The organism is Novosphingobium cyanobacteriorum, from assembly GCF_029436685.1.
In the GTDB taxonomy this organism is placed as follows: Bacteria; Pseudomonadota; Alphaproteobacteria; order Sphingomonadales; family Sphingomonadaceae; genus Novosphingobium; species Novosphingobium cyanobacteriorum.
In genome coordinates this window covers 100467-123094 of sequence record NZ_JAROCY010000010.1, presented here as the reverse complement: position 1 = coordinate 123094, position 22628 = coordinate 100467, and the positions used below count along the sequence as shown (strand labels likewise).

Genomic DNA, 22628 nt, shown 5'->3' with positions numbered 1-22628 from the left:
ATAGCTCACTGATGACGGGACTTTTGGACAGGTGACGGCGCAAAACAACATCACGCTGGCGATCAAGGCCGCGCTCGACTGGTGGCGCGAGGCCGGGGTCGATTGCGACTTCGTGGACGATCCGCAGAATTGGCTTGCCCGCGCCGCGCCGGCCAAGCCGCGCACGATCCAGATGGCCGGACCGGCTGCCGATGCCGCACCGCCGCCGCCACGCGTGGGTGGATCGCCAGAGAGCTGGCCAACAGACCTGGCGGAATTCCGGGCTTGGTGGCTTTCCGATCCTTCGCTCGCCCCCTCCGGCCTGCGCCGGGTGGCCCCTTCGGGAGAGGCGGGGGCAGATCTGATGGTGCTGGTGGCCATGCCGCTCGCCGATGACGGGGATACCCTTTTCAGCGGCAAGGCTGCGCCCGTAATCGATGCGATGCTTGGCGCGATGGGGCTCGATCGAAGCCGGACCTACTGTGCATCCGCCCTGCCGGCCCGAGTCGCCATGCCGGACTGGGCAACTCTTGCCGCCGAGGGGCTTGGCGCAGTGCTGGCACACCATGTCGCACTCGCAGCACCCCGCCGGCTCCTGGTTCTCGGACAGAAGGACATCTCACCGCTGCTGGGCCACGACCCGGCGCAAAGTGGACCAAATTTACGTTCCGTTGACCATGAAGGCGGCAGTGTTCCGGCGATGGCCGCTGCAGACCTCGAACTGATCCTTGGCAAGGGTAGTTCAAGAGCGCAGTTGTGGAATCGCTGGCTCGACTGGACGGGAAACCAGGAACTGTGAATTTTGCGCGTACCCTTCGCGTTGCGCTGACCGGCGCGGCTGCCCTTGGCGGGCTCGCCGCCGCGCTGCCCGCCCACGCCAACAGCGCCGCAGTCGACTATTTCCGCAACCGGGCTGATCGTACCGCGGTGCCCAGCCTGCTCAGCCAGGATGACCGCAGCTATTACAAGACGCTGTTCGGCGCGATCGAGAAGCAGGATTGGGCCACGGTCCAGCAGCTCTTCGCCCAGCGCCAGGATGGCCCGCTTCACGCCGTGGCCCGTGCGCAGTATTTCCTGGCCGCCTCATCACCCAAGGCAGAACTGCAGCCGCTGACCGACCTGCTCACCCGCGCGCCTGACCTGCCGTGGTCTGACCAGGTCGGCCGCCTTGCGCTGAAGCGCGGCGCCACCAGCCTGCCCATTGCGCTGCCCGGCACGCAGCCGCTGTTCAACCTGCCCTCCTTGTCAAAGCGGCTGAAACCGCGCTCGATCGCCGATGGCACCATGCCGGATGGCGTTGCCGCCGCGATCACTGACCGGATCAAGAACGATGATCCGATGGGCGCGCGCGTGCTGCTTGATGGCGTTGACGCCACCCTTTCCGCCGAAGCCCGTGCCGAATGGCGGCAGAAGGTGGGCTGGGCGTTCTATATCGAAAACGACGACGCCTCTGCCCGCGCCATCTCGCTCTCCGCGTTCGAAAGCGGAAACGGCCCGTGGGTGGCCGAAGCGATGTGGACCGCCGGCCTAGCCGCATGGCGCATGGATGATTGCATGGCCGCAGCCGACGCCTTCGGCAAGGCGGCGGGCATGGCCAGCAACCCCGAACTGTCGTCCGCCGCCAACTATTGGGCTGGCCGCGCCTGGATGCGCTGTCGCCAGCCGCAGAAGGTCACCGCCTCGCTGCGCGCTGCCGCCTCGGCGCGCGATACGCTCTACGGCATGATCGCAGCCGAAGCGCTGGGCCTGCGTGACAGCGCGCCAGCCGCTGCGCCCGATTTCTCATCGGATGATTGGCAGCGCCTGCGCACGGTCAACAACGTGCGCATCGCGGTTCAACTGGCCGAGATTGGCGAGGACGGCCTTGCCGACGAAGTGCTGCGCTATCAGGCGCGCATCGGTGATCCCGGCCAATATGCCCCGCTTTCCCGCCTTGCGCGTGATCTTGGGCTGCCTTCCACCCAGCTGTGGATGGCCTACAACGCGCCAGCTGGCGCGCGGCCCGATGATGCAGCCCGTTTCCCCGCGCCCAAATGGGTGCCGGCCAACGGCTGGAAGGTCGATCCCGCACTGCTTTTCGCACACAGCCTGCAGGAATCGAACTTCCGCACCGCCGTCACCAGCCCGGCCGGCGCCAAGGGGCTGATGCAAGTGCTGCCCGGCACCGCGCGCGATCTGACCAAGGCCGATCCCTCGATGGCGGGCTTCGACAGCCAGCTGGACGTGCCGCAGGTGAACCTCGCCTTCGGGCAAAGCTACCTCACCCGGCTGAAGGACCGATCGGAAACGCAGGGCCTGCTGCCCAAGGTGATCGCCGCCTATAATGCCGGCCCCATGCCCATCGGCCGCTGGAACACCGAGATCCGCGACAAGGGCGATCCGCTGCTGTGGATGGAATCGATCCCCTATTGGGAAACCCGTGGCTACGTCGCCACCGTGATGCGCAATTACTGGATGTATGAACGCCAGGCTGGCGGTCCCTCGGAAAGCCGCATCGGCCTTGCCCAGGGCATGTGGCCGCGCTTCCCCGGCCTGAACGGCGCGGACTCGGTAAGGATCGCCTCGCGTGGCAATTGACGAAAGCCGCACGTTCAAGCCGATCGCCATTGCCCTGCTGACCGTGTCGGACACGCGCGGTCCTGATGAGGACACTTCGGGCGATATCCTGGCAGATCGCATCCGTGGCAAGGGTCATCGGCTTGCCGCCCGCGCCATCGAAAGGGACGATGCCGATCGCATCGCCAGCCGCCTGAACAACTGGATCGATGATCGTGACATCGATGCCGTGGTCATCACCGGCGGCACCGGCCTCACCGGTCGCGACGTAACGCCCGAAGCGCTAGACCGCGTAAAGACCCGCGACATTCCGGGCTTTGGCGAACTGTTCCGCTGGATCAGCTACAAGACCATCGGCACCAGCACCATTCAGTCGCGCGCCTGCGCCGTGGTGGCGCGCGGCACCTACATCTTCGCGCTGCCCGGATCGAACGGTGCGGTGAAGGATGGTTGGGATGGCATCCTGCACGAACAGCTCGACAGCCGGAACCGCCCCTGCAACTTTGTGGAACTGATGCCTCGCCTGCTGGAAAAGTAACTCCACCGGCTTGTACCTTCGTTCTTATTATGTTCTACTCAGTGGACTATGGCAGTCCACGGCAGAGGAGCACAATCAGCCAGCGTTCCCACCCGCTTCGGCCTCGCCACACGCGAAGCCGATGGTGACTGGCTCGATGATCAGGGACTGATCGACGGACCGCTTCCCAAGTTGCGGACCACGGTGACCGAGGAATTCCCCCGCACCGTCCTCACCTTCAATTCCTCGCCCGACATTCCCTTTGATCGTTCGGTCAACGCCTATCGTGGCTGCGAGCATGGCTGCATCTATTGTTACGCCCGCCCAACCCATGCCTACCATGATCTGTCGCCCGGACTGGATTTTGAGACGAAGCTTTTTGCCAAGCCGCAATCGGCCGAAATCCTGAGGCGCACCTTTGCCAAGCGCGGATACGTGCCAAAACCGATTGCGATGGGGACGAACACCGACCCCTACCAACCGATCGAGACGCGCTATCGCATCACCCGCAGTGTGCTGGAACTGTGTCTCGAGGTAGGCCACCCGGTCACCATCACGACCAAGTCTGCCCGCGTGCTGGATGACCTTGATCTGATTGCCGAACTCGCCCGCCGACGCCTGATCGCGGTCGGCATCTCGGTCACGACGCTCGACGCGCGTCTCTCCAACAGGCTGGAACCGCGCGCCAGCACGCCGGAAAAACGCCTGGCTGCGCTGGGCCGGTTGGTCGAAGCCGGCGTGCCCGCGCACGTCTCGGTCTCGCCGATCATCCCTTCGATCACCGATCAGTTCCTCGAGGAGATCCTGGTGCGGGCCGGCGCGCTGGGCGTTCGCTCCGCAAGCTGGATCATCGTCCGCCTGCCGCACGAAGTCGCGCCCCTGTTCCGCGAATGGCTGAAGATCTACTTCCCCGATCGCGCTGACAAGGTGATGCACACGGTGCAATCGATGCGGGGCGGGAAGGACTATGATTCCAGCTTCCACACCCGGATGAAACCCAACGGCGTGTGGGCAGACCTGATCCGCAGCCGCTTCCGCATCGCCCTGCGCAAGGCCGGCATCACCCAGCAACGCCACGACCTGGACTGCAGCCAGTTCCGCGCCCCCAGCGCCGATGGGCAGCTCACCCTGCTTTAGGATCGCACCGTCAGCGCTTCGTCAGGCGTGCAAAGGAAACCTGCCGGTCGGCGCAAAGCGGACGAGCCTGCTGTCTTCAACCGCCGCCTGCCGATGCACCACCACCGGCGCATAATCAGGGTCCTTCACCATGCCCATGAACGCCGCCGCGCTGGGATAGCGCATCACGAAGGTTTCATCCCATTCCCATTCGGCGGGGCCGGTCACCACGCAGCCGAACTGGCCACGCCAGGCGATCTCGCCCCCGGCGCGCTGAAGCACTGGCTGGATCGTGCGCATATACTCGGCATAGGCCTGCGCACCGGTCAGCCCCCTGCCCGCCAGCTCGTGTCCTTCGGGATAGCTGGCAAGCGCCTTGAACCTGACGAGATTGAGCATCTCCACGGGCTCGTCGCGCGGCAGGGCCTTGAACCGATCGAAGTTCTCCCGGCTGGGGTCGATATAGCTGGTCACCTCAGGCCTTCCACTGCCAATCGCGGAATTGCTCCCGCAGGTCCTTCTTGCTGATCTTGCCCGTGCCGGTATGCGGGATGGCATCGACGAAGGCGACATCGTCTGGCACCCACCACTTGGCCACATGCTGGCCCAGGAAAGTGCGCAGGTCATCGGCAGAGACTGCCGCTTCGGGCTTTTTCACCACAACCAGCAGGGGGCGTTCATCCCACTTCGGGTGCTGGATGCCAATCGCGGCCGCTTCGGCCACGGCGGGATGCCCGATGGCGGCGTTCTCCAGTTCCACCGAACTGATCCACTCCCCGCCAGACTTGATCACGTCCTTGGTCCGGTCGGTCAGCTGCAGCGTGCCATCGGGGTGGATCACGCCCACATCGCCCGTGTCGAACCACTGGCCTTCGGTGGTGGCGTCCTGCTCCGCCTTGAAATAGCGACGTACCACCCATGGCCCGCGCACCTGCAGCGCACCCGATGTCTTGCCGTCGCGCGGCAGGACCATGGTCGGATCGCCCAGGTCAACGCAGCGGATCTCCACGCCGAAGGGAACCCGCCCCTGCATCGCCTTGATCGAGACCTGTTCGTCGAACGTCAGCTCGTCCCAATCCGGCGTCTCGCACCCCGTGGTGCCGATCGGGGATGTCTCGGTCATGCCCCAGGCATGGGCGATGCGCACGCCCGCCGCCATGAAGCGTTCGATCATCGCCCGCGGCATGGCGCTGCCGCCGCACACGATCTGCTTCAGGTCGGGCGGGATCGGCTTGCCTTGCCTGTCGATGTGCTGGAACACGCCCAGCCAAACCGTCGGCACACCGGCCGAGGACGTGACCTTTTCGTTCTCGAACAGTTCGCACACCGTCGCCGGATCGTTGCTGGCGCTATAGACCAGCTTCGCCCCCGCCGCCGCACCGGCCCAAGGAATGCCCCAGCTGGCTGCATGGAACATCGGCACGATCGGCATCATCACCGTGCGGCAATCCATGTCCAGCACCGGCCTGCCCAGCGCCGTGAGCGCGTGGAGCATTGTGGAACGGTGCTCGTAAAGCACACCCTTTGGGTTGCCCGTTGTCCCGCTGGTATAGCACAGCATGCACGGCTCGCGCTCGTCGCCATCGGCCCATTCGCCCTCGTCGCTGGCGCCAGCGATCCAGTCCTCGAAAGCCCGCGCGGGCTCATCACTGTCAAAGCAGATGTAGTGCTCGATCGTCGTCCAGCGTGGCTTCATCCGCTCCACGATCGGCGCCCACTGCCTGTCGAACAGCAGCACCTTGTCCTCGGCGTGGTTGGCTATGTACTCCAGCTGGTCGTCGAACAGGCGGGGGTTGATCGTGTGGAGGATGCCGCCCGCGCCCACCGCGCCATACCAGGTCACGAGGTGGCGGTGGTGGTTCATCGCCAGCGTGGCGATGCGGTCCCCCGGCGCGATGCCCAGGGCGCGCAGGGCATTGGCCATGCGCATCGCATCGCGGCGCACGCCGGCCCAGGTGGTCCGCGTCTCGCTGCCATCGGCCCATCGGCTCACGATCTCGCGCCCGCCATGCTCTCGCGCGGCATGGTCGATCAGGCGCGTCACGCGCAACGGCCAGTCCTGCATGGCGCCAAGCAGCATCGATGTCTCCCGTCGTTTTATTCGACGAGCCGCAGATGCCTCTCCGCCCTCGCCGTCAATGCCACATTGGCGATGCCTTCGATCGGAATCAACCGTTCGATTAAATCGCTGTCGAGGCGGAAGTCATTGCCCAGCCGCACCAGTGGCTCCTTCGCCCGCCCGGTCTTCAGCCGTGCCAGCACCTCGCCCTTGCCGTCAGGCGCGCGGGGCAGCAGCATCGCCAGCTCGGCAATCGCCTCCGGCCGGCTGACATCCAGCTTCAGCATCATCCGCGCCGCACTTGTCACGCTGTCCAGCGGCCGCGCCCCGCGCACCGTCACACGTGGCGGCTCATCCGGGTTTGGCCTGTCCAGCTCCACATTCAGCAGCACGCAGGTGCCCTCGCGCGCCCACTGCACGAAGTTGTCGACCAGCGATTCCTCGAAGCAACTGGCCGAGAAAAGACCGCTGCTGTCCGAGAAGTCGGCCATGACGAAGTCCTTGCCCTTCTTCGTCTTGCGCTTTTGCACGTTCTCCACCAGCGCGGCCATCACCGCGCCCGATCGCGCCCCACCATCGCCGCCGCCCGCCATCAGGCTGCCATAAGTGCGCGCACCGTTGGCGCTGGCCACCGCGCGGTACTCCTCCACCGGATGCGCGGCGAAATAGAAGCCGAAGTTCTCGCGCTCCGCCGCCATCTGGTCGGCCCGGCTCCACGGCTTGGTCTCGGCCAGCCGCGTCGCCTGTTCGGCATGGTCGTCGCCGCCGAACAGGCCGCCCTGTCCCGACGTGCGCGATCGTGCCGCCTCGTCCGCCACCGCCATCAGCAGTTCGGCATTGGCGGTCACCTTGGCGCGGTTCGGTTCCAGGCAATCGAGCGCACCGCCCGCGGCCAGCGCTTCCAGCCCGCGCCGGTTCATCGATCCGGCGGGCAGCCGGCGAAACAGGTCGTCGAGCGAAGTGAACGGCCCATTGGCCTCCCGCTCCGCCACGATCGCTTCCATCGCCTTTTCGCCCACGTTGCGCAGGCCCGCCAGGGCATAGCGCACGGCATAGCCTTCGTCGGTCCGCTCCACCGTGAACTCGGCCTCGCTGCGGTTGATGTCCGGCCCGTGCAGCGCCACACCGTTGCGGCGCATGTCGTCCACGAAGACGTTCAGCTTTTCCGACTGGTGCATGTCGAAGCACATCGATCCGGCATAGAATTCATGCGGATAATGCGTCTTCATCCACGCCGTCTGATAGGCCAGCAGGGCATAGGCGGCAGCGTGAGACTTGTTGAAGCCATAGCCGGCGAACTTGTCGATCAAGTCGAACAGCTCGTTGGCCTTGCCCTTCTCGATGCCGGAAACTTCCTTGCACCCGTCCACGAAGCGCTGGCGCTGGGCGTCCATTTCCGCCTGCACCTTCTTGCCCATGGCGCGGCGCAGAAGGTCGGCATCGCCCAGCGAATAGCCCGCCAGGATCTGCGCGGCCTGCATCACCTGTTCCTGGTAGACGAAGATACCATAGGTTTCCGAGAGGATGCCCGCCAGCTTGTCGTGCGGGTATTCGATCGCCTCCAGCCCGTTCTTGCGTCGGCCGAACAGCGGGATGTTGTCCATCGGGCCGGGGCGATAGAGCGAAACGAGCGCGATGATGTCGCCGAAATTGGTGGGCTTCACCGCTGCCAGCGTGCGCCGCATCCCTTCGGATTCCAGCTGGAACACGCCCACCGTATCGCCCGACTGCAGCAGCTTGTAGACGTCGGCATCGTCCCAGGGCAGCGCCGAAAGGTCGATGGAAATGCCCCTCTTGCCCAGCAGGTCCACCGCCTTGCGCAGCACCGACAGCGTCTTCAGGCCCAGGAAGTCGAACTTCACCAGCCCCGCATCCTCGACATGCTTCATGTCGAACTGCGTCACCGGCATGTCTGACCGCGGATCGCGATAGAGCGGCACCAGCTGCGCCAGCGGCCGGTCACCGATCACCACGCCCGCCGCGTGGGTGGAGCTGTTGCGCGGCAGGCCTTCCAGCTGCATGGCGAGATCGATCAACCGGCGCACGTCGGGGTCGCGGTCGTATTCGCGCTTCAGCTCCGCCACGCCATTCAGCGCGCGCGGCAGCGGCCATGGGTCGGTCGGATGGTTCGGCACCATCTTGCACAGCCGGTCCGTCTGGCCATAGCTCATCTGCAGGATGCGGCCGGTATCGCGCAGCACCGCGCGCGCCTTCAGCTTGCCGAAGGTGATGATCTGCGCAACGTGATCGTCTCCATACTTTTGCTGGACATAGCGGATCACCTCGCCACGCCGGGTTTCGCAGAAGTCGATGTCGAAGTCGGGCATCGAGACGCGTTCCGGGTTAAGGAAGCGTTCGAACAGCAGGCCCAGCTTGATCGGATCGAGGTCGGTAATGGTCAGCGCCCACGCCACCAGCGAGCCCGCGCCCGATCCGCGCCCCGGCCCCACCGGGATGCCATGTTCCTTGGCCCACTTGATGAAGTCGGCCACGATCAGGAAGTATCCGCCAAAACCCATGCGGTTGATGATCGAGATCTCGAACTCCAACCGTTTGCGATAATCCAGCACTTCGGCAAACACGCCCGCCTCGGCCAGCGCAGGATAGTCCGCCTCCGCCGGCTCCGCATCCGGCCCCAGCGTCAGCACCTGCGCCAGTTCACCATGGCAGGCTTCCGCGTAGTAGGGCTTCAGCCGTTCGACCAGGCCGGTGCGGCTGTCTGCCGCGCACATCCGCGCCTCGCCTTCCTTGTCACCGGCAAGGCTGGGCAGGATCGGCTTGCGCTTGGGCGGCATCACTGCACACCGCTGCGCCACCACCAGCGTGTTGGCGATGGCTTCGGGCAGGTCCTTGAACAGGTCCTCCATCACCGGCGCCGGCTTGATCCACCACTCGGCGGACGAGCGCGGGCGGTCGGTGCTGTCAACGTGGGTTGAACTGGCAATGCACAGCATGGCGTCATGCGCGGCGTAGAAACCGCGATCGGCAAAGCAGGCCGGATTGGTGGCGACCAGCGGCAGGTTGCGTGCATAGGCGAGGTCGGTCAGCGCCGCTTCCGCCGCATCCTCGGCCGCATCGCCGCGCCGGGCCAGTTCAAGATAGAGCCGCTCGGGAAACAACTCCTCAAGCCGGCTCAGGTAGGTTTCAGCCGCGCTCTGCTGCCCCTCGGCCAGCAGCCGGGTCAGCGCCCCTTCGCCACACGCGCTCAGGCACAGCAGGCCATCGGTATGCCCCACCAGGTCCGCCAGCACCACGTGCGGCGCGAACTCCAGCGGGCGCTCCAGATGCGCGCGGCTGACCAGGTGGCAGATGTTGTCGTATCCGGTCGAATCCTGCGCATAGAGCGCCAGCCAGTCGATCGTCGGGGCCTGTGCGCCGAAGCCGGGCGCCGAAGCGCCTTCCCGTTCTGGCCGCGCCACCGCCAGCATCGTGCCGATCACCGGCTGGACACCCACGTCCTTGCACGCCTTGGCAAAGGCGACCGAGCCGTAAAGCCCGTTGCGATCGGTGATGGCTATCGCCGGAAATCCGCGCTCCGCCGCCGTCTTGGCGATGGCCTTGGGGTCAACCGCGCCATCCAGCATGGTGTATGATGAAAAGACGCGAAGGGGGACGAAGGGAGCGTAACCGGCCATGCCGGAAAGGTAGGGGGCCGGGGCCGATTCTGCGAGAGCCGGGCCCGGCTTATCAACCGATCAAACAGCTGCGCTCACAGCAGCGTCTCGATGTCCTTGGCGATGCTCGCAGGCTTGTCGGTGGGGGCATACCGCTTCACCACCTTGCCCTGCCGGTCGATCAGGAACTTGGTGAAGTTCCACTTGATCCCCTTGGTGCCCAGCACACCCGGAGCCTCGGCTTTCAGCCAGTCGAACAGCGGCGCGGCATTGGGTCCGTTGACATCGATCTTCGCCATCAACGGAAAGCTGACGCCGAAATTGACCTTGCAGAAACTTTCAATTTCGTCCGCCGTGCCCGGCTCCTGCGCGCCGAACTGGTTGCACGGAAAGGCCAGCACTTCGAACCCACGCTCGCCATACTGCTTCCACAGCGCCTCAAGCCCGTCATACTGCGGCGTGAACCCGCACTTGCTGGCCGTGTTGACCACAAGGATCACCTTGCCCAGCTTGTCCGCCAGGCTGATCTCCTCGCCATTCGGCTTCTTCGCGGTGAAATCGGCAATGGTTGCAGGGCCGCTCATTCAAAGCCCTCCACCTTCGCCAGCTCAAGGATTTCTCCGACATTCAGCGACTTTCCGCCCGGCACGTCAATCACCAGCCGCGCACGCGCTTCGGCATCCATGCCGGCCACCTCGCGCACCAGTTCGCCCAGCGGGCCCTTCTTCACCACGCTGAAGTTGTACTGCATCTCGGAACCGTCATCGTCGCGCTGGTGCAGCGTTGCTTGCGCCTGCCAATCAAGACCGGACATGTCTTCTCCCCTGCTCATGCCAAAAGGTCGCACGGCAGGGGATGCGGATCAACGGGAAATAGGGCCGCCCGGAAAGTCGTCGCGGTGGGCCAGCGCCATGATCTCGCCAGGCCCATACTGGCGGTCGCCCGCCTTCTCGATCACCAGGCCGTCGCGCTCGTCCGCCGTCATGCGGGCAACCATGCGTACCATGTCTGCCAGGGTCCCGGCATGCAGCGTGGCGAAATCATGCAGCAGCCCACCCGCGGCCTCGCGACGCAAAACGGTGGCATGGTCTGACCAGAAGTCGCGGCGGGTGTCATGGGATTCGGCGCGGATCGTGGTGTTCATCGATACGATCTCCTTCTCGCGCAATAAACGCGCACGCCCGGTTCCCGTATCCCGCCAGCCTACGTTAAAATTCCTTCATGCAGCCGGACAACCCGGTCCATCCGGAAGGCAAGCCGCTCGTTATGCGTGGCGATCAGCGCGGAACTGCCTTCCCCGCGCACCAGCTTGAGGAATTCCTCCAGCACGCGGTCCGCCGTCGCCTCATCCAGGTTGCCCGTCGGTTCGTCCGCCAGCACCAGTTCCGGCCGGTTGGCCAGTGCGCGGGCCACGGCCACACGCTGCTGCTCGCCGCCGGAAAGCTGGCTCGGCCTGTGCTCCAGGCGATGCCCCAGCCCCAGCGCGGTCAGCAGTTCGGTCGCACGGTCCTTGGCCTCGCCCGCAGCCTTGCCGGCCACAAGCTGCGGCAGCACCACGTTCTCGATCGCGTTGAAATCCGGCAGCAGGTGATGGAACTGGTACACGAAACCCAGGTGATCGCGCCGCAGCGTGGTGCGCGCATCGCCCGAAAGGCTTGATGCATTGGTCCCGGCAATCTCGATCAGGCCGGAAAACCCGCCTTCCAGAAGGCCGATCGCCTGCAGCATCGTCGATTTGCCGGAACCGGACGGGCCCAGCAGCGCCACGATCTCGCCGGGCTGGATTTCCAGGTTGACGCCGCGCAGCACGTCGATGGTTACGCCCCCTTGCGAGAACGAACGGCGCAGGTCCTTCAGGCGGACGACGGCTTCACTCATAGCGCAGCACCTGCACCGGGTCGGTACTCGCCGCCTTCAACGCGGGGTACAGGGTTGCCAGAAAGCTCAGCACCAGCGCCATGATGCAGATCACGGTGATCTCCACCGGATCGCTGCGGCTCGGCAGGTCGGTCAGGAAGCGGATCGAAGGATCCCACAGGTTCTGCCCGGTCACGTATTCCACGGCATGGACGATGGGCTGGCGGAAGAACAGGAACAGCATGCCCAGCGCAAGCCCGGTCAGCGTGCCCATGGCCCCGATCACGAAGCCGATGGCCACGAACACCTTCAGCAGGCTTTTCCGTGTCGCCCCCATCGTGCGCAGGATCGCGATGTCGCGCGTCTTGGCGCGCACCAGCATGATCAGGCTGGACAGGATGTTGAACACCGCCACCAGAACGATGATGGACAGCACCACGAACATCGCCACGCGCTCCACGGCCAGCGCCTCGAACAGGCTGGCGTTGATCGTCTTCCAGTCGGTCACCACCGCGCGCCCGGCCAGTTGCTCCTTCAGCGGGCCAAGATAGTCCATGACCTTGTCCGGGTCCCTGGTCGTCACCTCGATCATGCCGATGGAATCACCCGTCAGCAGCAGCGTCTGCGCATCGGGTATGGGCATCACGACAAACGCGTTGTCATAGTCATAGACGCCGATCTCGAAGATCGCCGCCACGCGATAGCCGATCTCGCGCGGCACCGTGCCGAACGGGGTCGATCGGCCCTGCGGGTTGATGATCGTGATCGTGTCGCCCACCTGCGCGCCCAGGTTCTCGGCAAGCCGCGATCCGATCACCACGGTGTCCGATCCGGGCTTCAGGTCGGCAAAGCTGCCAGCCACGCGCTTTTGCGCAATCCGCGCGATGTCCTGAGACGTGTTGCCCCGCACCAGGATCGCCTCAACCCGGCCGTTGAAGCTGGCCAGCAGCGGCTGTTCGATCAGCGGGCTGGCGCGGGTGACGCCGGGCGTCGCCTCCACCTTCTTCAGGATGTCCTGCCAGTTATCCAGCCTGCCGCCATAGGCCTGGATGATGGCATGGCCGTTCAGGCCCACGATCTTGTCGAGCAGTTCAGCGCGAAAGCCGTTCATCACGCTCATCACGATCACCAGCGCCGCCACGCCGAGCATCACGGCGACGAGGCTGATCCCGGCAACAAGGGCAATGAACGCTTCCCCTCGCCCCGGCAGCATGTAGCGCTTGGCGATGGTCCATTCGAACGGGCTGAGGATCAAGCGGGGGTCTTTCGCGCAGAAGGTGCGGCCGATTTAGGCCCAGTTCCCGCAACGCGCAATGGCCTTGCCGGTCCCGCCAGGGTGGCGGTCCGCGCTCAAACGCCGATGGTCCCTTCAGGTTCCCTCAGGCGGCAACCGCATGTCTGGCGCGCCCTGCGGCCTTCGCCTTGTACAGCGCCTTGTCGGCCGAAAGCATCGCCGCCTCGCCGCTTTCATGCAGCTCAGCCAGCCCGCAGCTCACCGTGATCCGCAGCGGACCGGCGCTGGTCACGATGGCATTGTCGGCCAGCCGCTGCGCAAGCCTGGCACAGGCCATCTCGGCATGCGCGATGTTCGCCTCCTTCAGCAGGAGCGCGAATTCCTCGCCGCCCAGCCGCGCAATCATGTCGCTGCCCCGCAGCGCCTGCCCGGCCAACTCGGCAAATCCGGTCAGCACCTCGTCACCCACGCCATGCCCGTGGCGGTCGTTGATCTGCTTGAAGTGGTCCACATCAACCATCGCGACACAGGCCATGGTTCCCGATTCGATCGTCGTCGCCAGCGCGCGCTCGAAGGCGCGGCGGTTGGGCAGGCCGGTCAACGCGTCGGTTGCCGCCTCATGCGCCAGCTCGGCGATCCGCTCTCCGGCCAGCCCGGAAAGCTTGCGCCAGCGCCGCTCCTGCTTCGCCAGCCGGCGGATTTCCTGTCGCCGCCGTTCCATGTCTACCGCCACCGGCAGCGCGCACAGCGCGGTGATGGCCACATAGAGCTGGAACAACTGGATGCGGTCACCGGGATCGAACGCCATCACGCCCATTGGCCCCAGGCCATGCAGCGTCAGCACACCACCAACCAGCGCAAGGATCACGGGCAGCGCCATCGCCATTGCCACGTTTGCCCACACAGCAGTCAGCATAACAAACAGCAGCGGCGCCAGCATCAACGGGCGGATCGTTTGGGAGAAGACGCCGAACGTGATCAGCGCCATCGTGGCGCACAACAGCACGCCCGACATGCCATGCCCCTTCGGCACGAGCCGCTCGTTGAAGCGGCGGGTACGCGCCACCGAAATGCAGAAGGGCAGGATCGCCAGCAGGCCCACTGCATGGCCGACGAACCAGTGAAAGAAATTGGTTTCGAAAGGAATGTCGTTGGCCAGATGCGCGATTCCCGCCCCGGCAACGGCGGACATGACCGGAATCAGCAATCCGATAACCAGATAGAAACCGGCCACCAGTTCCAGCACGTCCTTGGGCCAGCACGTGCGCACCAGGGTGCGGAATGTCCAGGCCACCGCCGCGGCCTCCGCCATGTTGACCAGCGACAACGGCAATGCAGCCACCCACCCCAACCCGAACAGGCCGGTGGCGACCGTGCTGGCAATCGTGCAGGCGGCCATCGTCAGCGGCCATTCGCGCAGTTCGATGACAATCAGCCGCGCGGCCAGTATGGCGCTTGCCACCCAGATCATGGCCACGCCGCCGCCAAAGCGGCTGTAGTGCACGCTGAAAGCGGCGCCGGTGAAATACAGCAGCGCAGTCAGCAGCGGTGCTGCGATTCTGAATCGGGCTCCATCCATCCGGCCCATTTCGGTCCGAAGCGGTTAATTCCGCCCTAAGCCGTTGAGAGTATGGCTTCTCAATGCAGGATGGCGTCAACCATCATGGGCCCGTTCGATCGTTGCAACCGATCGGCTCCCGCACTCGAGGATTGCTTCGGCACGGCCCGATCCCTTCACTGCGATGCCCCCTTGCGTTCTGTGACAAAGGTCGCCACATGGGCGGCGACCAAGCCGGCGCACCACGCGCCCATGGACCCGGCGCGAGACCCATGAACCTGACACACCCCTTCGAGGACGCGGACGGCGACAAGCTCCGCGAGGAATGCGGCATTTTCGGCGTGCTCGGCGCGCGCGATGCGGCCGCGATGACGGCACTGGGGCTGCACGCCCTGCAGCACCGCGGACAGGAAGCGGTAGGCATCACCAGCTTCGACGGGCAGGAGTTCTACTCCCGCCGTGGCATCGGCCATGTCGCCGCAAACTTTTCCAGCGGCCAGGCGCTTGCCGAACTTCCGGGCATGATGGCCGCGGGCCACGTCCGCTATTCCACCACCGGTGGATCGGGCCTGCGCAACGTGCAGCCGCTGTTTGCCGATCTGGCCGCCGGTGGCTTCGCCATTGCGCACAACGGCAACATTTCCAACGCGATGACGCTGAAGCGCGATCTTGTGAACAAGGGCGCGATCTTCCAGTCGACCTCGGATACCGAGGTGATCATCCACCTCGTCGCCACCAGCCGCTATCCCACCCTGCTCGATCGCTTCGTCGATGCGCTGCGCCTGGTCGAAGGCGCCTATTCGCTCATCTGCATGACGCCCGAAGGCATGATCGCCTGCCGCGATCCGCTCGGCATCCGTCCGCTGGTGATGGGCAAGATGGGTGATGCCGTGGTCTTCGCCAGCGAAACGGTGGCGCTCGATGTCGTCGGTGCAGACTTCGTGCGCGAAGTTCAGCCGGGTGAACTGGTGCACGTCACCCTCGATGGCCGCATTTCCAGCCATCGCCCCTTCGGCAGCCCCGCCGCGCGCCCCTGCATCTTCGAACACGTCTATTTCAGCCGCCCGGATTCGGTCATGGGCGGCCGTTCGGTGTATGAAGTGCGCAAGGCCATCGGCATGGAACTGGCCAAGGAATCGGTGGTCGACGCCGATCTGGTCATCCCGGTGCCCGACAGCGGCGTGCCCGCCGCGCTCGGCTATGCCCAGCAGTCTGGCATTCCGTTCGAGCTCGGCATCATCCGCTCGCACTATGTCGGCCGCACGTTCATCCAGCCTTCGGATGGCGCCCGCAATGCCGACGTGAAGCGCAAGCACAACGCCAACCGCGCGCTCGTGGCGGGCAAGCGCATCGTGCTGATCGACGATTCGATCGTGCGCGGCACCACCAGCCTCAAGATCGTGCAGATGATGCGCGAAGCCGGCGCCAGCGAAGTCCACTTCCGCGTCGCCAGCCCGCCAACCGAACATTCCTGCTTCTACGGCGTCGATACGCCCGAACGCTCGAAGCTGCTTGCCGCGCGGATGGACGTGAACGCCATGGCCAAGTTCATCCAGGCTGACAGCCTCGCCTTCGTCTCGATCGACGGCCTCTATCGCGCCGTGGGTGAAGCCGCGCGTTCGTCCGGCAGCCCGCAGTATTGCGATGCCTGTTTCACCGGCGATTATCCCACCCGGCTCACCGACCTGCTCGAGCGTGAAAGCGCCGCCGGACAGCTTTCGCTCCCGGTCGAAAAGGTCGCCTGAATGGGATCGCTGCAGGGGCAACTGGCGCTGGTCACCGGCGCCAGCAAGGGCATCGGCGCGGCCACCGCACGCGCGCTTGCGGCCGAAGGCGCGCACGTCATCCTCGTCGCCCGCACGGCAAAGGAGCTTGAGGCGGTGGAGGAATCGATCCACGCCGCCGGCGGCACCGCCACCATTGCCCCGGTCGATCTGGCCGAGCCCGACGCGATCGCCCGCCTCGCCACCGCGATCAAGGGCCGTTGGCAGGCGCTCGACATCCTCGTCATCAACGCCGCCGTCCTGCCCGTGCTCACCCCGGTCTGGCAGATCGACCAGCACGACCTCAACCGCGCGCTGATGCTCAACGTCGTGGCCACGCAGGCGATCATCGCGGCGTTCCATTCCATGCTGAAGGCCAGCAAGGACGCCCGCGTCATCGGCCTCACCAGCAGCGTCGGTGCCACGCCCCGCGCATTCTGGGGTGCCTATGGCTCGACCAAGGCGGCGTTTGACAACCTGCTCGATTCCTATGCGCAGGAAGTCGCCAGCACCACCGCAATCCGCGTCGCCATCCTCGATCCCGGCGCCACGCGCACCGCCATGCGCGCCAAAGCCTATCCCGGCGAGGATCCCGGGACGGTCAAGCCGCCCGAGGACGTCGCCAAGGCCATCGTCGCGCTTCTTGGTAAACCGTTCACCAGCCCGCACCGCGAACGCGTTAACCAGTTCTGATTACGGTTGGTTAGGGCAAGGCGATCATAGATTGTCCATTTCCGGGGCTGCACCCATGCAGCCGTTGCGGGATGGGTTGGATGAGCACGACTTGGCGCGATTCCCGGTTCGGGCCGGGCAGCTACGAACACTCCTCGCAGGAAGACCGCTGCGCCCCGCGCAGCAAGGTCAACATTCCGGCCACCCTGCGCGGCTCGGGTGCCAAGGGCTTCCACACCGTGGTCAACGACCTCTCGCTCGGCGGCTTCTGCGCCACCGCGCTGAACCGCATGCACGTGGGCTCGCACTGCTGGCTCACCTTGCCGGGCCTCGAATCCCTGCAAGCGACAGTGATCTGGTGGCAAAACGGCCAGGTCGGCTGCGCTTTCTCCCAACTCCTCAGCCCCATCGTCCACGACAACATCCTCGCCCGTTATCGGGGAGATGGCGTGTTCCGGCCGGTTTGCTAGGGCAAGCGGACACATTGGACAGAGCGGCAGCGACCTAGATTGTTTGGGAGTTGCCGTTCAGCGGCGCACTAATCTTCGAAGTACCTTGGTTCGTTGCAGTGTCAAATCGGCCTTGCATGCGAGTTTGCGATATTCGAGTATGGCTGGCTCGCCGGATTGATCTCTAATCGCCGCACAAGTTGCTTGCATTTGCGAAAGCCAATGCCGCTGGTCACTTATCAGCCTGCTCTTCTGCGTCGAGACCGTTCCTTTGATAACGGTTTTCCAGACTTTATTGAGCGCGGCGTCTGCATTCTTGAATTCATTCCTTGCACAGCTTAAATCGGGCCACCACACTCCTGTAGCAACATCCTCGTGGCATTGGGGAAGTGAATATTCGTCAGCCGAGCCGACGACCGCCAATGGCGCCGTCAACATGAGTGTGATGGCTGCAATCATGTGACCCCCAAGATTTTGAGCTAGGCACAATAAGCGCTCATGTCCGCAACTGCCCGCAACCAGCCATTTTACCTGATCCGAAAATCCTAATCCCTCACCAGCGTAACCTGCGCCACGCTAATCCCCCCGCCAGCAAAGCCGCCCTCGCAATACATCAGGTAATACCGCCACAGCCGAACAAACCGTTCGTCAAATCCCGCCGGCAACCGCCCCGCCTCCACCGCCGCCTCGAAGTCCTTGCGCCACAGCCGCAGGGTGCGGGCATAGTCCTGACCGAAGTGATGGGGCGCCTCCCAGCGCAGGCCGCGCGCCTCGGACAGGGATCGGAACTCCGCCTCGCCCAGCAGCATCCCGCCCGGAAAGACATAGGCCTGGATGAAGTCCGCACTCGCGGCATAGGCCGGGAAGAGGTCGTCCCGGATGGCGATGTACTGGATCGCCGCACGCCCGCCCGGTTTCAGCGCCCGCGCAATCGCGTCCAGGTATGAGGGCCAGTATTCCCGGCCCACCGCCTCCACCATCTCCACGCTGGCAACCGCGTCAAACACGCCTTCGACCGCGCGATAGTCGCAATGCAGGTATTCGGTGCCCTTCGGCCCCTTGATCCGCGCCCAGTCCAGTTGTTCGTTGCTCAGGCTGATGCCGGTCACATGCACGCCACGCCGCTCGGCCAGCCGCCGCGCGAGGAAGCCCCATCCGCAGCCGATCTCCAGCACCCGCTGGCCCGCCTGCAACGTCAGCCTGTCGGCCAGCCGGTCCACCTTGTTCACCTGCGCATCGATCAGCGACGCATCCGGCGAAAGGCCCTGCCACAGCGCGCTGGAATAGCTCATCGTCGGATCGAGCCACTGGGCGTAGAAATCGTTGCCCAGGTCATAGTGGGCGTGGATGTTCTGCTCGGCGCCCTTTCGGCTGTTGCGGTGCAGCCAGTGCCACGCCCGCGCCAGCCAGCGCCACGGCCCCTTGGCCCGCGCCACATCGCCCAGCGTCGCGGCGTTGCGCATGAACAGCGCGAAGATCTGCACTGCGTCCGGGCTGTCCCACTCGCGCGCTTCCCACGCCTGGTACCAGCCCACCGATCCCCCGGTGGCGAGGCGGCGGATCGCGTTCCAGGAATGCAGCGTGATCTCCGCCACCGGCCCGTCTGCCCGCGCACCCAGCAGCCGCACGGTTCCGTCAGGCAGGTGGGCCAGCAGCGATCCTTCGGCCAGGCCCGCATCGATCCGCGCGATCACCCGCTCAACCGGACCGGAAACGATCCTCGCCAGCAGGCCGCGGGCCGCCGCCTTGGGCTGCCCGCCTGAAACCAGATGCTCCCCCCTGCCCGGTGTCTCGGCGTTCATGCCATGCGGTATGCGCAATCGCACGCGTCAGGGCAATGCCTCCTCGGGCGTCTTCATGGCGGAATGTGCCGCCAATGCGCGGGCCCGCGCCTCGGCATGGCCGATGATCTTGGCAGGATAGCCCTTCGGCGGCACCTTCGGATCGTGGATGTCCTCATCCGAAAGGTGCGCCAGCTCCGGCACCCACTGGCGGATGTATGCGGCTGCATCGAACTTCTGCGATTGCGTCAGCGGCGCCATGATCCGCACGAACATGTTCGAATCCACGCCCGTGCCCGCAGTCCACTGCCAGTTCACCGCGTTCTGGCCATAATCGGCATCCACCAGCGTATCCCAGAACCAGCGCTCGCCTTCGCGCCAGTCGATCAGCAGGTGCTTCACCAGAAAGCTTGCCGCGATCATCCGCACGCGGTTGTGCATCCACCCGGTGGCCCACAGCTCGCGCATCCCCGCGTCCACGATCGGATAGCCGGTGCGCCCCTGCTGCCATGCCGCCAGCTCGCGCTTCGCATGGCGCCATTCAAGCCGGTCATAGGCTTCGCGCGCATTGCGCGATCCGTAATCGGGATATTGCAGGATCACGTTCTGGGCATAATCGCGCCAGCCCAGTTCCCCCAGGAACGTGCCGACCGAACCGCCCTCGTCGGCCACCGCGTGCCACACCGTGGCCGGTGAAATCTCGCCGAAATGCAGGTGGGGGGAAAGCTTCGACGTGCCCTCCACCGAAGGCAGGTTGCGCCGCTGGCCATAGCGCGATGCCCGGTCGGCAAACTCGCGCAGCCGCGTCCGCGCCCCGGCCTCGCCCGGCACCCATTCGGCGCGCATCCCGCCGGCCCAATCCGGCTTGATCGGCAGCAGGCCCCAGTCCTCCAGCCTGTCGCTGTCCGGCCAGAACTCCGGCGCGGGCAGCGTCGCCGGCGCCTTCACCGGCCTTGCCGGCGGCATCCGCTCGCTCAGCGCGCGCCAGAACGGGGTATAGATCTTGTAGGGCTGGCCGCTTCCGGTCAGCACCGATCCCGGCGGGGCAAGAAAGTTGCCGTCATGGCACTGCAGTTCGAACTGCTTGGCCACCGCGCGCTCGGCATTGCGCCACCACGGCTCGTAATGGCGGATGCAGTGCACCGTCCGCGCCCCCGTTTCGCGTCGCACCGCCGCCAGCGCCTCGTGCGCCTTGCCGCGCTTCAGGATCAGCCGCGATCCGCGCAGCCGCAGATCGGCGTCCAGCCGCTCCAGGCTGTGGTGCAGCCACCACCGCGAAGCACCGCCCATGCGCCACTGCCTGGGCGCATCGTCGTCCAGCACGTAAACGGGGATTACCGGGCCTTGGGCCGCTGCGGCGGCGAATGCGGGCTGGTCCTCAAGCCGCAGGTCGCGGCGCAGCCAGACGATCGAAGGGGAGGTCATCATGCCCTTGTGCAACGCCTGCCCCGCGCTCTGGCACCTGCACCTTTGGGCAAACCCGCACCGAAACATTGAAGTTGCGACTCATCGCAGGCCCTGAAAACCGCGCATCGCCGAACGTTACCCGGGTGCATTCCCCATCGCGCGCCAATTTGGCGACGGGCATCTGCGACCAATCGAGAAACCTGCGCGCCACCGGATCGACCGACGCCTCCCGCACCACCGGATCGGCCATGCGGTCGGGCACCGGGGCACCGAACGCCACAAGCCCCGTCACCCGCACCAGTGGATCGAACCGCCCATGCACGATCGCTCCGTCTTGCCGCCACACCACATCGCGCCGCCAGAACACCAGCGGCTCCGGCGCGGCGAACACCCTGTCGGGCCGTGCATAGGGCGCATCGCTTTCCGGCGCGGCCCATGCCAGCGCCGATATCCCGATATTCAGAGCAATGAACGCCATGCAGCCCGCCAGCGCCGCCACCGCCGCCCTGCCCCGGTCGCTCCTGCGCGCCCGCCAGATCCCCGCGCCCAGCATGGCCAGCAGCCACGGCGAAACGATGAACAGCCCATCGCTATGGAACCATCGCGCGCTCAGCGGAGAGAACAGCTGCACCGCATAGACGTTCTGCAAGTCCAGCAACGGATGCGTCAGCGCGCCCAGATAGCACAGCGCCACAAGCCATCCGAACCGCAGCGGCGGGCCCGTCTCCGTTTCAGGCCGCCTCCTGCCCCACAGCCACAGCAGCGCGGCCAGCAGCGGCGGCATCAGCAGCACGCCGCCCACCAGTCCATGGGTGAACCCGCGGTGCATCGCCAGCGGCGCCCACGGCGCCCAGCCAAAGAACACGTCGATGTCCGGCATGTTGGCCGCCAGCACGCAGGCCGCCGTGCCCAGCCGCGTGCGGCGCTTCAGGCCCGTTTCGGCCAGCGCCCAGCCGGCAAGGCTGTGGGTCAGGTTGTCCAAGCGTCCCGCCCCACAGCGCCGTCTGGTGTCAGACCGGGTCGGCCGCCGTCCCGCTAACCGTCCAGGTCTGGCCCTTGGCCAGCAGCGCGGCCAGGTTCGCGCTCTTGCCCGCGCGGGCCTGCTCGTCCTGTGCCAGGAGCGTTTCCTCATAGCTTGGCCGCGGATCGTCAAAGATCACGCCCAGCGCCATCGGGAACGGGCCAAACGGCATTTCCACCAGCATGTGGGCGATCGCGCGATTCTTCACGTTGTGCACGATCACGCCCGCCGCCTGCCAGTCGCCGTCAACCACGTCCACGACCTTGAGGCTCAGCGTCTCCATGTCGAGCGCAATGCCCTTCACCCCGCCGCTCTTCTCGCTGCCGAACAGCATCGGCTCGCCATCGGCCAGCCACAGCTGGTTCTGGTCGGCCACGCCCTTGGCCACGAAGTCGTCAAAGCGGTCCTTGTTATAGACGATGCAGTTCTGGAAGATTTCCACGAACGCCGCCCCCTTGTGTGCGTGCGCCGCCTTCAGCACTGCCGGCAGGTTCTTCGAAACGTCATAGGCCCGCGCGATGAAGCGCGCGCCAGACCCAAGTGCAAAGGCGCAGGGCAGCGCCGGCCGGTCCACCGATCCCATTGGCGAAGTCGGCGAATTGGTGCCCTCGCGGCTCGTCGGCGAATACTGGCCCTTGGTCAGGCCATAGATCTCGTTGTTGAACAGCAGGATCTGCACGTTCACGTTGCGACGGATGATGTGCATCGTGTGGTTGCCGCCGATCGACATGCCGTCGCCGTCGCCCGTCACCATCCACACGTCCAGTTCCGGGTTGGCCAGCTTGATGCCGGTCACGAACGCCGGCGCGCGGCCGTGGATGGTGTGGAAGCCATAGCTTTCCACGTAATACGGGAAGCGGCTGGAGCAGCCGATGCCCGAAACGAACACCGTCTTGGCCGGGTTCGCGCCGATCTCGGGCAGGGTGCGCTGCACCGCCTTGAGGATGGCATAGTCGCCGCAGCCCGGGCACCAGCGCACTTCCTGGTCGGTTTCCCAGTCCTTCAGCGTCGTGGTGAAGGGAGTCATGTCGTTCATTGGTCTTCG

The 22628-nt window shown here is 65.5% G+C and carries 21 protein-coding genes; 7 read left to right on the top strand and 14 right to left on the bottom strand.

Going from position 1 to position 22628, the window contains the following annotated elements:
• Positions 1-31 precede the first annotated feature (31 nt).
• Genes POM99_RS11945 through POM99_RS11930 form a run of 4 tightly spaced genes read left to right on the top strand, consistent with a single transcriptional unit; the run spans position 32 to position 4189 of the window.
• On the top strand, positions 32-778 hold the full coding sequence (locus POM99_RS11945; protein ID WP_277278071.1) for a uracil-DNA glycosylase family protein: 747 nt from the start codon (positions 32-34) through the stop codon (positions 776-778).
• The gene (locus tag POM99_RS11940) at positions 775-2556 is read left to right on the top strand and encodes a lytic transglycosylase domain-containing protein (protein ID WP_277278069.1); all 1782 of its coding nucleotides are present in this window, start codon (positions 775-777) and stop codon (positions 2554-2556) included. The genes POM99_RS11945 and POM99_RS11940 overlap by 4 nt, the downstream gene beginning before the upstream one ends.
• Entirely contained in the window at positions 2546-3073 is a 528-nt protein-coding gene (gene moaB / locus POM99_RS11935; protein ID WP_277278067.1) for a molybdenum cofactor biosynthesis protein B, read from the top strand. Before POM99_RS11940 ends, moaB begins: the two co-directional genes overlap by 11 nt.
• 48 nt (positions 3074-3121) lie before the next feature.
• Entirely contained in the window at positions 3122-4189 is a 1068-nt protein-coding gene (locus POM99_RS11930) for a PA0069 family radical SAM protein (protein ID WP_277278065.1), read from the top strand.
• Positions 4190-4210: 21 nt separating this feature from the next.
• On the opposite strand, the gene POM99_RS11925 is transcribed toward POM99_RS11930, so the two are convergent.
• The 9 genes from POM99_RS11925 to POM99_RS11885 form a co-directional block, all read right to left on the bottom strand.
• The gene (locus tag POM99_RS11925; protein ID WP_277278063.1) at positions 4211-4642 is read right to left on the bottom strand and encodes a DUF1330 domain-containing protein; all 432 of its coding nucleotides are present in this window, start codon (positions 4640-4642) and stop codon (positions 4211-4213) included.
• Between the two features lies 1 nt (position 4643).
• Positions 4644-6248, bottom strand: a complete 1605-nt coding sequence (locus POM99_RS11920) for a long-chain fatty acid--CoA ligase (RefSeq protein ID WP_277278061.1) — start codon at positions 6246-6248, stop codon at positions 4644-4646.
• A 17-nt stretch (positions 6249-6265) separates the two neighbouring features.
• On the bottom strand, positions 6266-9862 hold the full coding sequence (gene dnaE, locus POM99_RS11915; protein ID WP_277278059.1) for a DNA polymerase III subunit alpha: 3597 nt from the start codon (positions 9860-9862) through the stop codon (positions 6266-6268).
• 74 nt (positions 9863-9936) lie between these two features.
• Complete coding sequence (locus tag POM99_RS11910) at positions 9937-10425, bottom strand: glutathione peroxidase (protein WP_277278057.1); 489 nt, start codon at positions 10423-10425, stop codon at positions 9937-9939.
• A complete protein-coding gene (locus POM99_RS11905) occupies positions 10422-10655 on the bottom strand; it encodes a hypothetical protein (protein WP_277278055.1) in 234 nt (77 codons plus the stop codon). The genes POM99_RS11910 and POM99_RS11905 overlap by 4 nt, the downstream gene beginning before the upstream one ends.
• A gap of 48 nt (positions 10656-10703) precedes the next feature.
• Positions 10704-10985, bottom strand: a complete 282-nt coding sequence (locus POM99_RS11900) for a hypothetical protein (protein ID WP_277278053.1) — start codon at positions 10983-10985, stop codon at positions 10704-10706.
• A 59-nt stretch (positions 10986-11044) separates the two neighbouring features.
• Positions 11045-11719 (bottom strand): ABC transporter ATP-binding protein, encoded by a 675-nt coding sequence (locus tag POM99_RS11895; RefSeq protein WP_277278051.1) that lies wholly within the window; start codon positions 11717-11719, stop codon positions 11045-11047.
• Positions 11712-12953, bottom strand: a complete 1242-nt coding sequence (locus tag POM99_RS11890) for a lipoprotein-releasing ABC transporter permease subunit (RefSeq protein WP_277278049.1) — start codon at positions 12951-12953, stop codon at positions 11712-11714. Before POM99_RS11890 ends, POM99_RS11895 begins: the two co-directional genes overlap by 8 nt.
• A gap of 124 nt (positions 12954-13077) precedes the next feature.
• Positions 13078-14511 carry a GGDEF domain-containing protein gene (locus tag POM99_RS11885; protein ID WP_277278047.1) on the bottom strand — a complete coding sequence of 478 codons (1434 nt, stop codon included), beginning with the start codon at positions 14509-14511 and terminating at the stop codon, positions 13078-13080.
• A gap of 251 nt (positions 14512-14762) precedes the next feature.
• Between POM99_RS11885 and purF the strand changes: the two genes are divergently transcribed.
• The 3 genes from purF (at position 14763) to POM99_RS11870 (ending at position 17395) form a co-directional block, all read left to right on the top strand.
• Positions 14763-16235 (top strand): amidophosphoribosyltransferase, encoded by a 1473-nt coding sequence (gene purF / locus POM99_RS11880; RefSeq protein ID WP_277278045.1) that lies wholly within the window; start codon positions 14763-14765, stop codon positions 16233-16235.
• Entirely contained in the window at positions 16236-16946 is a 711-nt protein-coding gene (locus POM99_RS11875; RefSeq protein ID WP_277278042.1) for an SDR family NAD(P)-dependent oxidoreductase, read from the top strand.
• An 80-nt stretch (positions 16947-17026) separates the two neighbouring features.
• Positions 17027-17395: a PilZ domain-containing protein gene (locus POM99_RS11870; protein ID WP_277278040.1), complete on the top strand. Its 369-nt coding sequence runs from the start codon at positions 17027-17029 to the stop codon at positions 17393-17395.
• A gap of 57 nt (positions 17396-17452) precedes the next feature.
• Here POM99_RS11870 and POM99_RS11865 read toward each other — a convergent pair whose 3' ends face one another.
• The 5 genes from POM99_RS11865 to POM99_RS11845 all read right to left on the bottom strand — a co-directional run bounded on the left by POM99_RS11865 (position 17453) and on the right by POM99_RS11845 (position 22619).
• Positions 17453-17833: a lysozyme inhibitor LprI family protein gene (locus POM99_RS11865; protein WP_277278038.1), complete on the bottom strand. Its 381-nt coding sequence runs from the start codon at positions 17831-17833 to the stop codon at positions 17453-17455.
• Between the two features lie 86 nt (positions 17834-17919).
• Entirely contained in the window at positions 17920-19176 is a 1257-nt protein-coding gene (locus POM99_RS11860) for an SAM-dependent methyltransferase (protein WP_277278037.1), read from the bottom strand.
• 27 nt (positions 19177-19203) lie between these two features.
• On the bottom strand, positions 19204-20580 hold the full coding sequence (locus tag POM99_RS11855; RefSeq protein ID WP_277278198.1) for a cryptochrome/photolyase family protein: 1377 nt from the start codon (positions 20578-20580) through the stop codon (positions 19204-19206).
• Positions 20534-21544 carry a metal-dependent hydrolase gene (locus POM99_RS11850; protein ID WP_277278035.1) on the bottom strand — a complete coding sequence of 337 codons (1011 nt, stop codon included), beginning with the start codon at positions 21542-21544 and terminating at the stop codon, positions 20534-20536. The genes POM99_RS11855 and POM99_RS11850 overlap by 47 nt, the downstream gene beginning before the upstream one ends.
• 28 nt (positions 21545-21572) lie before the next feature.
• Complete coding sequence (locus tag POM99_RS11845) at positions 21573-22619, bottom strand: 2-oxoacid:ferredoxin oxidoreductase subunit beta (RefSeq protein ID WP_277278033.1); 1047 nt, start codon at positions 22617-22619, stop codon at positions 21573-21575.
• Between the last annotated feature and the right edge of the window lie 9 nt (positions 22620-22628).

Bases quoted from the DNA above. Each gene is read 5' to 3' on its own strand.
- dnaE (WP_277278059.1), bottom strand. From the start codon at position 9,862: ATGGCCGGTTACGCTCCCTTCGTCCCCCTTCGCGTCTTTTCATCATAC.
- POM99_RS11920 (WP_277278061.1), bottom strand. From the start codon at position 6,248: ATGCTGCTTGGCGCCATGCAGGACTGGCCGTTGCGCGTGACGCGCCTG.
- POM99_RS11905 (WP_277278055.1), bottom strand. From the start codon at position 10,655: ATGTCCGGTCTTGATTGGCAGGCGCAAGCAACGCTGCACCAGCGCGAC.
- POM99_RS11860 (WP_277278037.1), bottom strand. From the start codon at position 19,176: ATGAACGCCGAGACACCGGGCAGGGGGGAGCATCTGGTTTCAGGCGGG.
- POM99_RS11845 (WP_277278033.1), bottom strand. From the start codon at position 22,619: ATGAACGACATGACTCCCTTCACCACGACGCTGAAGGACTGGGAAACC.
- POM99_RS11865 (WP_277278038.1), bottom strand. From the start codon at position 17,833: ATGATTGCAGCCATCACACTCATGTTGACGGCGCCATTGGCGGTCGTC.
- POM99_RS11895 (WP_277278051.1), bottom strand. From the start codon at position 11,719: ATGAGTGAAGCCGTCGTCCGCCTGAAGGACCTGCGCCGTTCGTTCTCG.
- POM99_RS11885 (WP_277278047.1), bottom strand. From the start codon at position 14,511: ATGGATGGAGCCCGATTCAGAATCGCAGCACCGCTGCTGACTGCGCTG.
- POM99_RS11875 (WP_277278042.1), top strand. From the start codon at position 16,236: ATGGGATCGCTGCAGGGGCAACTGGCGCTGGTCACCGGCGCCAGCAAG.
- POM99_RS11855 (WP_277278198.1), bottom strand. From the start codon at position 20,580: ATGACCTCCCCTTCGATCGTCTGGCTGCGCCGCGACCTGCGGCTTGAG.
- POM99_RS11930 (WP_277278065.1), top strand. From the start codon at position 3,122: ATGGCAGTCCACGGCAGAGGAGCACAATCAGCCAGCGTTCCCACCCGC.
- purF (WP_277278045.1), top strand. From the start codon at position 14,763: ATGAACCTGACACACCCCTTCGAGGACGCGGACGGCGACAAGCTCCGC.
- POM99_RS11900 (WP_277278053.1), bottom strand. From the start codon at position 10,985: ATGAACACCACGATCCGCGCCGAATCCCATGACACCCGCCGCGACTTC.
- POM99_RS11910 (WP_277278057.1), bottom strand. From the start codon at position 10,425: ATGAGCGGCCCTGCAACCATTGCCGATTTCACCGCGAAGAAGCCGAAT.
- POM99_RS11870 (WP_277278040.1), top strand. From the start codon at position 17,027: ATGAGCACGACTTGGCGCGATTCCCGGTTCGGGCCGGGCAGCTACGAA.